Annotated in this window: 12 protein-coding genes; 5 read left to right on the top strand and 7 right to left on the bottom strand. The window is 48.2% G+C overall.

The features are described 5' to 3' along the window. Positions 1-14: 14 nt before the first annotated feature. The 6 genes from KDM87_RS04925 to KDM87_RS04900 form a co-directional block, all read right to left on the bottom strand. Positions 15-323 (bottom strand): FAD assembly factor SdhE, encoded by a 309-nt coding sequence (locus KDM87_RS04925; protein WP_370589952.1) that lies wholly within the window; start codon positions 321-323, stop codon positions 15-17. Positions 324-391: 68 nt separating this feature from the next. Then, entirely contained in the window at positions 392-1,102 is a 711-nt protein-coding gene (locus KDM87_RS04920) for a succinate dehydrogenase iron-sulfur subunit (protein ID WP_186885508.1), read from the bottom strand. Between the two features lie 12 nt (positions 1,103-1,114). Next, the gene (gene sdhA / locus KDM87_RS04915; RefSeq protein WP_186897253.1) at positions 1,115-2,890 is read right to left on the bottom strand and encodes a succinate dehydrogenase flavoprotein subunit; all 1,776 of its coding nucleotides are present in this window, start codon (positions 2,888-2,890) and stop codon (positions 1,115-1,117) included. 2 nt (positions 2,891-2,892) lie between these two features. Continuing rightward, a complete protein-coding gene (gene sdhD, locus KDM87_RS04910; protein WP_212678056.1) occupies positions 2,893-3,261 on the bottom strand; it encodes a succinate dehydrogenase, hydrophobic membrane anchor protein in 369 nt (122 codons plus the stop codon). Further along, positions 3,262-3,669: a succinate dehydrogenase, cytochrome b556 subunit gene (gene sdhC, locus KDM87_RS04905; RefSeq protein ID WP_186885511.1), complete on the bottom strand. Its 408-nt coding sequence runs from the start codon at positions 3,667-3,669 to the stop codon at positions 3,262-3,264. Between the two features lie 173 nt (positions 3,670-3,842). Further along, positions 3,843-4,646, bottom strand: a complete 804-nt coding sequence (locus KDM87_RS04900; RefSeq protein ID WP_186885512.1) for a GntR family transcriptional regulator — start codon at positions 4,644-4,646, stop codon at positions 3,843-3,845. A gap of 343 nt (positions 4,647-4,989) precedes the next feature. Here KDM87_RS04900 and KDM87_RS04895 point away from each other — a divergent pair, with 343 nt between their 5' ends. The 5 genes from KDM87_RS04895 (at position 4,990) to KDM87_RS04875 (ending at position 10,820) form a co-directional block, all read left to right on the top strand. Then, positions 4,990-5,979 (top strand): malate dehydrogenase, encoded by a 990-nt coding sequence (locus tag KDM87_RS04895; RefSeq protein ID WP_186885513.1) that lies wholly within the window; start codon positions 4,990-4,992, stop codon positions 5,977-5,979. A 65-nt stretch (positions 5,980-6,044) separates the two neighbouring features. Then, the gene (locus tag KDM87_RS04890; protein WP_212678055.1) at positions 6,045-7,025 is read left to right on the top strand and encodes an HpcH/HpaI aldolase/citrate lyase family protein; all 981 of its coding nucleotides are present in this window, start codon (positions 6,045-6,047) and stop codon (positions 7,023-7,025) included. Between the two features lie 2 nt (positions 7,026-7,027). Continuing rightward, complete coding sequence (locus KDM87_RS04885; protein ID WP_212678054.1) at positions 7,028-7,510, top strand: hypothetical protein; 483 nt, start codon at positions 7,028-7,030, stop codon at positions 7,508-7,510. A 127-nt stretch (positions 7,511-7,637) separates the two neighbouring features. Continuing rightward, positions 7,638-10,376 (top strand): aconitate hydratase AcnA, encoded by a 2,739-nt coding sequence (acnA, locus tag KDM87_RS04880; protein ID WP_212678053.1) that lies wholly within the window; start codon positions 7,638-7,640, stop codon positions 10,374-10,376. Positions 10,377-10,610: 234 nt separating this feature from the next. Next, a complete protein-coding gene (locus KDM87_RS04875) occupies positions 10,611-10,820 on the top strand; it encodes a hypothetical protein (protein ID WP_212678052.1) in 210 nt (69 codons plus the stop codon). Between the two features lie 72 nt (positions 10,821-10,892). Here KDM87_RS04875 and KDM87_RS04870 read toward each other — a convergent pair whose 3' ends face one another. After that, on the bottom strand, positions 10,893-12,083 hold the full coding sequence (locus tag KDM87_RS04870) for a cystathionine beta-lyase (protein ID WP_212678051.1): 1,191 nt from the start codon (positions 12,081-12,083) through the stop codon (positions 10,893-10,895). Positions 12,084-12,109 lie beyond the last annotated feature (26 nt).

Below are 12,109 nucleotides of genomic sequence, written 5' to 3'. Positions count from 1 at the left end.
AAAATCATTTCCAGTCAGGCAATCCGCAGACGAGAGAGCAAAGCGTGAACATGTGGCAAATCCACTTCTGCTTCCGGCTCTTTCTTCGCCATTATCAAGTCCATCAGGACACTGTCTGACAATTCCATCAGGCGACTGAAGGCATCCACCTCTTCATCACTTAATGACTCTTCATTGATATCCAGAAATCGCGTCAGTATCAGATCGTTTTCCAATAATCCGCGTCGTGCACGCCAGCGAAGACGAGCACGCTTCACCGGATCACTTTGATGAGAATTTCCTGCAAGCTCAGACATAGTTACTTTCTCTTTTAATGCTTCCATTTCATGCAGCTCTTCAAAAAAAACTGCATGAAATAGAAGTGGCGCCTGACAGCGCCACTTCAAATTGATCAGACTGCGCGACGAACCATTAATTCTTTGATTTTGCCGATTGCCCGGGTCGGATTCAGACCTTTAGGGCAAACATCAACACAGTTCATGATTGAGTGGCAACGGAACAGACGATATGGATCTTCCAGATTATCCAGACGCTGCGCAGTTGCTTCATCGCGTGAATCAGCGATAAAACGATATGCCTGCAACAGACCGGCAGGACCTACGAATTTATCAGGATTCCACCAGAACGATGGGCATGAGGTTGAGCAGCATGCGCAAAGAATACATTCGTACAAGCCATCTAACTCTTCACGCTCTTCAGGTGATTGCAGACGCTCTTTTTCCGGAGGAATAGAGTCATTCATCAGGTAAGGCTTAATGGAATTGTATTGCTTGAAGAATTGCGTCATATCCACGATCAGATCGCGAATCACAGGCAAACCTGGCAATGGACGCAAAACGATAGGCTCAGACAATTCATTCAGATTAGTAGTACAAGCCAGACCGTTCTTACCATTGATATTCATCGCATCAGAACCGCACACACCTTCACGGCATGAACGACGCAAGGCCAACGAATCATCAACGTCAGCTTTGATGCGCTGCAATGCATCGAGTAACATTTTGTCGGTATCTTGCAATTCGACGGTGAGATCCTGCATGTAAGGCTTTGCATCCTTATCAGGATCATAGCGATAAATTTTAAATTTCAGTGTACGTGCCATAGTGTTATCTCTTTAGAATGTACGAGCTTTTGGCTTGAAGGTTTCAACAGTCAGAGGCTTAGTCACAACTGGTTTGTAGTCGAGGCGATTGCCTTCGGAATACCAGAGGGTATGCTTCATCCAGTTATCGTCATCACGTTTTTCGTAATCGCGGTGAGCATGCGCACCACGAGATTCTTTACGTGCATTCGCCGATGTGATGGTCGCTTTCGCTGTTTCAATCAGGTTATCCAACTCCAGCGCTTCAACACGGGCTGTGTTAAACACTTTGGATTTATCTTTAAACGAAACATGCTTACGGCGCTCATCAAGCTCCATAATTTCTTTGTAGCCTTCTTGCAGTAACTCGTCTGTACGGAATACGCCGCAATGCTGCTGCATCGTTTTCCGGATCGCATTTGCCACATCCTGAACGCGCTCTGAACCAGTAGAGTTTTCAATGCGTGATAAACGCTCCAGGGCAACATCAGCCGCGTCAGCAGGCAACTCTTTATTGCTGCGTGCTTTGAGGTTACTTGCAACGATATGATTACCCGCAGCACGTCCAAACACCAACAGATCAAGTAAAGAATTTGTACCCAGACGATTTGCACCATGCACGGATACGCAGGCACATTCGCCGATCGCATACAAGCCGTTTACAATTTCATTGCTGCCGTTTTTAGTCGTAACAACCTGACCGTGAATATTGGTCGGAATACCGCCCATCTGGTAGTGGATTGTTGGAACGACAGGAATAGGCTCTTTAGTTGCATCCACGTTCGCGAATTTATGTGCGATTTCGAGAATGGATGGCAGACGCTTCTGAATTGTGTCAGCACCAATGTGACGCAAATCGAGCATAACGTGATCTTTATTCGGACCACAGCCGCGACCTTCTTTAATTTCCTGATCCATAGAACGGGAAACGAAATCACGTGGAGCCAGATCCTTCAGCGTTGGCGCGTAGCGTTCCATGAAACGCTCACCCTGGCTATTCACCAGAATACCGCCCTCACCGCGCACACCTTCAGTGATCAAAACACCCGCACCAGCAACACCAGTCGGGTGGAACTGCCAGAATTCCATATCCTGCAAAGGCAAACCAGCCCGTGCCGCCATACCCATACCGTCGCCGGTATTGATAAATGCGTTAGTAGAAGCAGCCCAGATACGACCAGCGCCGCCGGTAGCAAAAATCGTTTGCTTCGCTTCCAGCATCATCACTTCGCCAGTTTCCATTTCCAGCGCAACGACACCAACAACATCGCCTTCAGCATCACGAATCAGGTCAATCGCCATCCACTCAACAAAGAAGTGTGTACGGGCGCGAACGTTACGCTGATACAGCGTATGCAACAACGCGTGACCGGTACGATCAGCTGCCGCGCAAGCGCGCTGAACTGGCTTTTCACCAAAATTCGCAGTGTGACCGCCAAATGGACGTTGATAAATCGTACCATCAGCATTGCGGTCAAATGGCATACCAAAGTGCTCCAGCTCATAGACCACTTTTGGTGCTTCGCGACACATAAATTCAATTGCGTCCTGATCGCCAAGGTAATCACCACCCTTGACCGTATCAAACATGTGCCAGAACCAGTTATCCTCAGACATATTCCCTAAAGAAGCACCGATACCACCTTGTGCTGCAACCGTGTGAGAACGCGTTGGAAAAACCTTAGAGAGCACCGCGACATTCAGACCAGCTTCAGCCAATTGCAACGAAGCACGCATGCCTGAACCACCAGCACCGACGATAACCGCATCAAAACGACGGGTAGGAATTGCGGATTTAATTGCAGCCACTTTTATACTCTCCACAAAATCTGTGCTGCATAACCAGCACTAGCAACCAGCCACAAAATAGTGGCAACCTGAAATACCAGACGGACAAACACATTGTGTGTCACATAATCCATCCAGACATCACGCATACCAACCCAAGCGTGATACAACAAGCAGATAACTACAGAAAACGTCGCCAACTTAAACCATTGGTGAGCAAAAATCCCGGCCCAACCTTCGTAAGTAAAGTTACTGCCCGTCAAAAACATCGCCAGCAAAATAACTGTGTACGATGCCATGACAATCGCCGTAACACGTTGTGCCAGCCAATCACGCACACCGTAATGTGCACCTACAACGAGGCGCTTAGGGCCAATGTTGTTATTTGCCATTTAAAATACTCCAAACAATTTCAAGCCGATCAAGGCAGCCAAAGAAACACTGACGATCAACACGCTTAAAGCAGATTTACGCGCTGTATGCTTATCAAGACCGTAGTGCAGATCCATAATCAGATGGCGTACACCTGCACAAAAGTGATGCAGATAGGCCCAGACGAGTGCGAGAATAACCAACTTAACAAATACGCCGGAAGTAAAACGCTGCAACTCCGCGAACGACACCTCAGAAGTAACGCTCTTGTCCAACAAATACAGAATGAAAGGCAACAACAAGAACATCAACATTCCACTAATGCGGTGCAAAATAGAAACCACACCCGCCAGCGGCAAGCGGTATCCAGTTGCATCTACCAGGCGCATCACTCCATAGCGCGGCCTGTTTTTCACTACTTCAGACATAAATAATCTCCCCATTAACTAGTCTGTACAAAAACCCTGCAATTTTCGCTCATTTTGGTGCATTGCACCAACAAAAATGACCTCATTCTGCAAAACTTCTCTATCTTAATACTAAATACAATTATGCGCTGAGCTGACTCCGGCTAAAATCGCGCAAAAACCAGCCCAATTCACTAGCTCAATTCATTCCGGTAATGATGACTGGTCGTCAAATACAAACCCCGTCGCAACTCCACCGGCTTATCACCATAAGTAAAGGAAACACGCTCAACATTCAGCAGCGGCGTTCCCATATTCACATGCAGCAAATGCGCGGCAACATCGTCAGCACAAACCGCTCTGATCTGCTCGGAAGCACGAATCATATGCGTACCGAACTCGGTCTCAAACAAACCGTACATCGGCCCTTTATATTCATTCAGCCGTTCAGCCGTCAACCCCTTAAAAATAGAGCCCGGCAACCACAGATCATCAAGAATTGTCGGCACACCTGAAAATGACTGAACCCGACGAATAAAGACTACGGAATCACCGGACTTAATTTCAAGCAAACGCGCAACCTCAGCCGGCGCCCGCAAACGGCGAACCTCAATAATTTGATTTTCGGGATAATGTGGCACACCTTCATCCGGCGCCAATCTGAGAAAACGGAACTGCGCTCTGGCCTCGTGATGAGTCGCAACGAAAGTCCCCTTCCCCTGGCGGCGTACCACCAGATTTTCAGCAGACAATTCGTCGATTGCTTTGCGCACCGTACCTTGACTAACTTTAAAGCGACTCGCCAACTCCATCTCGCTGGGAATGAGCTCGCCCGGCTTCCACTCTCCGGATTGCAAACCCTGAGTAATCAATGCTTTGATTTGCTGATAAAGAGGACTAAAGGTTGGCGCCGCACCGGCAACCGAACCTGCAACGCCAGCGCCGGAACTCATCGAGCTCCCCGGATAAATATTGGCATTTGGTGTGATAGAAGTCATAGTCCGCAATTTCACCACAAAAACACCCGTCACGTCCAGAAATAACTTCCGACTTATATGTCTTATATAAGACATAAGATAGTGATTGACATGGTAAAACTTAGAGCCTACACTCGCGTCCGAGCGATTAACACTGATAGCAGCAAAGGCGTAAATGCAGCAAACAACTATCAGGCAATATAGTTTAAATATCTGCAATGTAAAGCGAAAAGCACATGGAAACATGTATTTTGGCTGACCAGCAGACAATTTCAGCGGTATCATTGAGTATTTTCCGTTGCGGGCAAGTATCGTCGCAACATGTTTGAACATCATTTTTCATACCACTTTTCGGAGATGCATCATGGCTAAATCACCTATGCGCGTAGCTGTTACCGGCGCTGCTGGTCAAATCGGTTATTCCCTTCTGTTCCGTATTGCTAATGGCGATATGCTTGGTAAAGATCAGCCAGTCATTCTGCAATTACTGGAAATCCCAGACGAAAAAGCTCAAAAAGCGCTGAAAGGCGTGATGATGGAAATCGACGATTGCGCGTTCCCATTGCTGGCTGGCATGACAGCACACAGCGATCCAATGACAGCATTCAAAGATATCGACGTTGCTTTGTTAGTTGGTGCACGTCCACGTGGCCCAGGCATGGAACGTAAAGATCTGCTCGAAGCCAATGCGCAGATTTTCACAGTTCAAGGTAAAGCCTTAGATGCAGTTGCATCACGCAATGTCAAAGTTCTGGTGGTTGGTAATCCAGCTAACACGAACGCTTACATCGCAATGAAATCGGCACCTAATCTGCCTGCGAAAAACTTCACTGCGATGCTGCGCCTGGATCACAACCGCGCCCTGTCTCAAGTCGCTGCAAAAATTGGCAAGCCAGTTGCTGCAATCGAAAAACTCTGCGTATGGGGCAATCACTCCCCAACAATGTATGCTGACTATCGTTTTGCGACTGCAGATGGCGCTTCCGTTAAAGATCTGATCAACGATCAAGTCTGGAACAAAGACGTATTCCTGCCAACAGTCGGCAAACGCGGCGCAGCAATTATTGAAGCCCGTGGCCTGTCTTCTGCAGCGTCTGCAGCGAATGCCGCAATTGACCACGTGCGTGACTGGGTTTTGGGCACAAACGGTAAATGGACAACCATGGGCATTCCTTCCGATGGCTCTTATGGCATCCCTGAAGGCACGATGTTCGGCTTCCCCGTAACAACAGAAAATGGCGAATACAAAATCGTTCAGGGTCTGGAAATCGACGAATTCTCCCGTGAACGCATCAACATCACACTCAACGAATTGCAAGAAGAGCGTGATGGTGTAAAACATCTGGTTGGCTGATTTTAATAAAGGCAGAATTCATGCAAATGTGAGCTCTGCCTGTCAGCATTTATTGCCATAGCCTGATGCATCCTTCTCAAGCCTTATTTCAGGATCAGCTAACACCGGTATTTTTACCGGTTTGCGATCACTATGCAGGTTCAGAAAAGTTAATGCGTAAGTCTATGGCGCTTCAGCAGCAGCTTGGCGCCATATTTGACATCACGTTTGACTGTGAGGATGGTGCCGCGACTGGCAATGAAACTGAGCACGCCAGGCTGGTAGTAGATCTGCTGAATAGTCAGGAAAATCATCACAACCGCATCGGTGTCAGAGTACACGACATCCATCACGCGGCGTTTGAACAGGATTTATCCATCATATTGCCAGCCGCAGCACATAAACTGGCTTATGTCGTATTACCCAAAGTTGACTCAGCACCACAGGTTGCAGATGCGATAAAAAGAATAAATTTGCATGCGGAAGCCGCTGGCAGAAAGCATTTACCCGTTCATGTTCTGATTGAATCGCACGAAGCAATCGCGAATGTGATGGCGATCGCAGCGCTCCCACAAGTTGAATGCCTGTCATTTGGCGTTATGGATTTTGTCTCAGCTCATTTTGGCGCAATTCCTGCTTCTGCAATGCGTTCGCCGGGACAATTTGAACATCCCTTAGTCGTTCGCGCAAAACTGGAAATAGCGGCAGCTTGCCATCGCTACGGAAAAGTACCATCACACAATGTAACAACAGAGATCAAGGACTCCAGTATCATCGCCAATGATGCGAAGCGAGCGAAAAATGATTTAGGTTACACACGCATGTGGAGTATTCATCCGGATCAGATTCAAACGATCATCAACGCAATGGCCCCCAAATATGATGAAGTGGCTGAAGCAACCGCTATACTGGTGGCCGCACAAGAAAAACAATGGGCCCCGATTCAATTTCAGGGAAAATTGCATGACAGGGCCAGTTACCGTTACTACTGGACTATCTTGAAACGCGCCGAATCAGGTGCAACTGACTTGCCAGCAATGGCGCAAGATTTACTTAAAGGAGACTAACTATGAATACCTTGTCACTCCGCATTGCAGGCTTGGTGTTTGCCGGCAGCTTTATTTTTTCGCCGATGACAGCACACGCTGAAATCGCAAAGAACAAAGCAAAAGTGTCATCCAAAGCAAGCAAGACCACGGCGCATGCCGTCAAGGACGAGGAAGAAGCTGAACCGGATGTGCAATTACATGCCAGCGCTGATTACAAATGCGAACTGGGTAATTCCCTCACGATGTACAGCAATGCAGAGGATCCGCAACATATCGCCATGCGTTGGAAAAAGCGCCTGTACCGTATGTCACGCGTAGAAACGACGACCGGTGCCAATCGCTTCGAAAATACGAAGGCTGGCTTTATCTGGATCGGCATTCCTGCGAAAGGACTACTGCTTGACTCTCGCAAAGGTCTGCAACTTGCAAACGAATGCAAGACCCAGCAGCAGGTATTAGCCGAATCGTCAGCAGGCACCGACAGTGCTGTACAAACAAAATAGTTTTCAAGCTTTTTAAGTTCAAGCCCACTTCACCCAATGTGCACACACATCTGTGTATGCATCGGGTGGCGTGGGATAGTAGTAAACATGTTATTTGATCTTTGATTTTTGTAAATAAGGAACAGCCATGAGCCAAAATGCGTATCAAGATGCATTCAAAACCCTGAAAGATTTTAAAATTTCAGACACGAAGAAAGGCAAGTTCTTCTCTTTGCCTGCACTGGAAAAAACCCTGGACGTTAAAATTTCCCGTCTGCCAGTTTCCATTCGCGTGGTTCTGGAATCTGTTCTGCGTAATTGCGACGGCAAAAAAGTTACGGAAGAACACGTCAAGCAATTAGCTAACTGGGGTGCGACTGCAGCCCGCGTAGACGAAATTCCTTTCGTGGTTTCCCGCGTAGTATTGCAAGATTTCACCGGCGTTCCTTTGCTGGCCGATCTGGCAGCGATGCGTAACGTCGCCGCAAAACAAGGCAAAAATCCAAAAAATATCGAACCACTGGTACCAGTTGATCTGGTCGTGGATCACTCTGTACAAATCGATCATTTCCGCGAAAAGAAAGCGCTGGATCTGAACATGAAACTGGAATTCTCACGCAACAACGAGCGTTATCAGTTCATGAAATGGGGTATGCAAGCGTTTGATACATTCGGCGTGGTTCCTCCTGGCTTCGGTATCGTTCACCAAGTGAATCTGGAATACCTGGCACGTGGCGTACACAAAGTTAAAGACGCGAAGAAAAACGAAGTTTACTATCCGGACACATTGGTAGGTACTGATTCTCACACCACCATGATCAACGGTATCGGCGTGGTCGGCTGGGGTGTTGGTGGTATCGAAGCGGAAGCCGGTATGCTGGGTCAACCGGTCTACTTCCTGACTCCTGACGTTGTTGGTGTAAATCTGACAGGCGCATTGCGCGAAGGCTGCACTGCAACCGATCTGGTACTGACAATCACTGAGTTGCTGCGTAAAGCAAAAGTTGTTGGAAAATTCGTTGAATTCTTCGGTGAAGGCACACGCACATTGTCTCTGACAGATCGCGCAACCATCGCCAACATGGCACCGGAATACGGCGCAACGATGGGCTTCTTCCCAGTTGATGAAGCAACCATCGACTACTTCAAAGGCACTGGCCGTACTAAAGCAGAAATCGATGCATTCGAAGGCTATTTCAAAGCGCAAAAAATGTTCGGTATTCCGAAAAAAGGCGACATTGACTACACCACCGAACTGAACCTCGATCTGTCCACCGTAGCTCCTTCCCTGGCTGGTCCTAAACGTCCACAGGATCGTATTGAAATCGGCAACGTCAAATCGACTTTTGCTGACCTGTTCTCCAAGCCTGTTGCAGAAAACGGCTTCAACAAGAACGCTGACGATCTGAGTAAAGAGTACACCAACGCAGATGGCGTCAAAGTGAAAAACGGTGACGTTCTGATCGCGGCGATTACATCTTGCACTAACACATCCAATCCTAGCGTATTGCTGGCAGCTGGCTTGCTGGCGAAAAAAGCAGTTGAAGCTGGCTTGAAAGTAGCTCCACATATCAAAACATCGCTGGCGCCTGGCTCCCGCGTTGTGACTAAATATCTGGAAGCCGCTGGTCTGTTGCCTTACCTGGAAAAACTGGGTTTCGGCGTAACTGCATACGGTTGCACCACCTGTATCGGTAACGCCGGTGATCTGACACCAGCAATGAACGAAGCGATTGTCGCCAACGATGTGGTTGCCGCAGCAGTATTGTCCGGTAACCGTAACTTTGAAGCGCGTATCCATCCGAATATCCGCTCTAACTTCCTGGCATCCCCTCCACTCGTCGTTGCTTACGCTATTGCTGGCAACATGACGAAAGATTTGATGACAGAACCAGTTGGTCGCGTTAAAGGTAAAGACATTTTCCTGGGTGACATCTGGCCAACCAGCGCAGAAATTCAAAAACTGATGAAGTTTGCGATGAATGCAAAAACATTCAAAGACAACTATGCTGACGTGAAAGGCGCGCCAGGCAAATTGTGGGAAAACATCAAGGGTGTGGCAGAAGGCGAAGTCTACAACTGGCCTGCTTCCACTTACATTGCTGAACCACCATTCTTTGCTGACTTCGCTATGGAGCCAAAAGCTGCTGCGACTGGCATCACTGGTGCACGCGCACTGGGCGTATTTGGTGACTCCATCACGACTGACCATATCTCTCCAGCTGGCTCTATCAAAGAATCCAGCCCAGCAGGTAAATGGCTGAAAGAAAATGGCGTATTGAAGGCTGACTTCAACTCCTACGGTTCACGTCGCGGTAACCACGAAATCATGATGCGCGGTACGTTTGCCAATGTACGTATCAAAAATCTGATGATCCCTGCGAAAGAAGATGGCTCCCGCGTTGAAGGTGGCGAAACATTGTTCCAGCCAACAGGTGAACAGATGTCAATCTACGATGCAGCGATGAAATACGTTGCTGAAGGCACACCAACCATGATCTTCGGCGGCGAAGAATATGGTACAGGCTCCTCCCGTGACTGGGCTGCGAAAGGTACGCAATTGCTGGGCGTGAAAGCAGTTATCGCTCGCTCTTTCGAACGTATTCACCGCTCCAATCTGGTTGGTATGGGTGTATTGCCATTGCAATTCCTGGGCAGCGACAGTGTTGATTCCTTAGGCATTACAGGCAATGAGTCTTTCGATCTGAAAGGTATCGAAAACGACATCAAACCTCAACAGGAAGTTACTCTGGTCATCCACCGTGCTAACGGTGAAACTCAGGAAGTGAAAGTGCTGTTGCGCATTGATACGCCTATCGAAGTTGATTACTACAAACATGGCGGTATCCTGCCATTCGTCTTGCGTCAATTATTGTCGGCAGCGTAATGCATCAATGCCGCTGTCAAAACAGCGGCATTGTGAAATAAAAATGGGGTGCACTCCTTCTGGAATGCACCCCATTTTTTTGCCTGATAATCCATAAGCTTGTGTGTGATTGCAAGGAAGTTGTAAGCCAGCCCGTTTAATGTAACGCTATGCCTGAATTACATCTGCCGTGTCGCAGACGGCATTCAAACAATCAGCTACTAAAACAGTTTCAAATTCTTTCAGGAGACAATTATGTGGAAAATTCTCGTCGGCTTTATTATTTTTGCCGCTGCAGCTTTGTTTTTAATTTTCAAAGCTGGCGACAAAGTTGACATGCAAGGCGAAGCGGCTGGTCACAATCCAACCGAAGTTCATTCAGCGTCCGCCAGCGCCGAAGCAGCAACACCAACACCGGTTGCCGCGCCTGCTCCAGCCAGCGATGCCGCTACCGGCAGCAAATAATTTAGTCGCTCTTCTCTGCATCAATCCATTAATTTTCCGCATTGATTAGTGAGTAAAAAAAGCTGCCTTATTTCAGGCAGCTTTTTTCATTTCTGCCAGCGCCTGCTCAATGTCGGCAATCAAATCTGCCGGCTCTTCCAGACCAATATTAAAGCGCACCAAAATACCACGTGCCTGCCAGCGATCCCGCATCTGCTCTATGCGATAAGGCAGACACAAGCTGTGCGCACCACCCCAGCTGAAACCAATCTTGAATAAGTTCAGACTATCGACAAAACGATCCGTTTGCTGCTCTGTATAACGCTCATCAAACAGCACAGAAAACAAGCCTCCGGCACCGCTGAAATCACGTTTCCAGATCTCATGTCCGGGACAATCGGGCAATGCGGGATGCAGCACGGTACTGATCTCCGGCCGCTGCGCCAGCCAGGCAGCAACTTCACGCGCACTGCGGTCATGCGCCTCAAAACGTAATTTCAGGCTCGGTAAGTTACGCAATACCAGATACACATCATCCATGCCCACACCAAACCCCAGACGCATGTGTGCAAGCTGCAAACGGGTATGTATTGCTTTGTCTTTGGTAATCACTGCCCCCATTAAGACATCCGAGCCACCACTCTGGTATTTCGTCAGGGCCTGCATAATGATATCGACGCCATGTTCAAATGCTGGAAATGCGATGCCTGCAGACCAGGTGTTATCAAGCGCTACCAACACTCCCCGGGCATGTGCAGCAGCGCAAATGGCCGGGATATCCGGCACTTCCATCGATACCGAGCCCGGTGCTTCAGTCCAGATCAGGCGGGTATTTTCCTGAATCAAACCAGCAATATCTGCACCAATCAACGGGTCATAAAAACGTGCGCTGACAGCATAATTCTGACTCAGCCAATTCGCCAGATCTCGATTCGGGTTATAGACGTTATCCGGAATCAGGACATCATCTCCACTTTTCAACAACGCCAGATTGATCAGCGTAATCGCCGCCAGACCACTCGGCACCAACAGGCAATGATCACCCTGCTCTATTTCTGCTAAACGCGCCTCGAGGGTAAAACTGGTTGGCGTGCCATGCAAGCCATAGGTATATGAGGATTTATCCTGCCAACTGCGTGATCGCATCGCCGCGACACTGTCAAACAACACTGTCGACGCGTGATGAATCGCGACCGGAAACGCACCAAAACCATCCGGCGCTGTATAAGCACTATGAATCGCACGGGTAGCAACACCAGATATCTGAGCTTCTTTTTTTGTCATATAACACCTTGATTGATTCAGTAATA

Origin of the sequence: Cognatundibacterium rivi (assembly GCF_018139565.1) — a bacterium.
In the GTDB taxonomy this organism is placed as follows: domain Bacteria; phylum Pseudomonadota; class Gammaproteobacteria; order Burkholderiales; family Burkholderiaceae_D; genus Undibacterium; species Undibacterium rivi.
Note: the sequence above shows the minus strand (reverse complement) of the source record. Positions and strands in the feature narration are given on the sequence as shown.

Coding starts and splice junctions, on each gene's coding strand:
- KDM87_RS04895 (WP_186885513.1), top strand. CDS start 4,990: ATGGCTAAATCACCTATGCGCGTAGCTGTTACCGGCGCTGCTGGTCAA.
- sdhD (WP_212678056.1), bottom strand. CDS start 3,261: ATGGCAAATAACAACATTGGCCCTAAGCGCCTCGTTGTAGGTGCACAT.
- KDM87_RS04890 (WP_212678055.1), top strand. CDS start 6,045: ATGCATCCTTCTCAAGCCTTATTTCAGGATCAGCTAACACCGGTATTT.
- sdhC (WP_186885511.1), bottom strand. CDS start 3,669: ATGTCTGAAGTAGTGAAAAACAGGCCGCGCTATGGAGTGATGCGCCTG.
- acnA (WP_212678053.1), top strand. CDS start 7,638: ATGAGCCAAAATGCGTATCAAGATGCATTCAAAACCCTGAAAGATTTT.
- KDM87_RS04875 (WP_212678052.1), top strand. CDS start 10,611: ATGTGGAAAATTCTCGTCGGCTTTATTATTTTTGCCGCTGCAGCTTTG.
- KDM87_RS04925 (WP_370589952.1), bottom strand. CDS start 323: ATGGAAGCATTAAAAGAGAAAGTAACTATGTCTGAGCTTGCAGGAAAT.
- KDM87_RS04870 (WP_212678051.1), bottom strand. CDS start 12,083: ATGACAAAAAAAGAAGCTCAGATATCTGGTGTTGCTACCCGTGCGATT.
- KDM87_RS04885 (WP_212678054.1), top strand. CDS start 7,028: ATGAATACCTTGTCACTCCGCATTGCAGGCTTGGTGTTTGCCGGCAGC.
- KDM87_RS04920 (WP_186885508.1), bottom strand. CDS start 1,102: ATGGCACGTACACTGAAATTTAAAATTTATCGCTATGATCCTGATAAG.
- KDM87_RS04900 (WP_186885512.1), bottom strand. CDS start 4,646: ATGACTTCTATCACACCAAATGCCAATATTTATCCGGGGAGCTCGATG.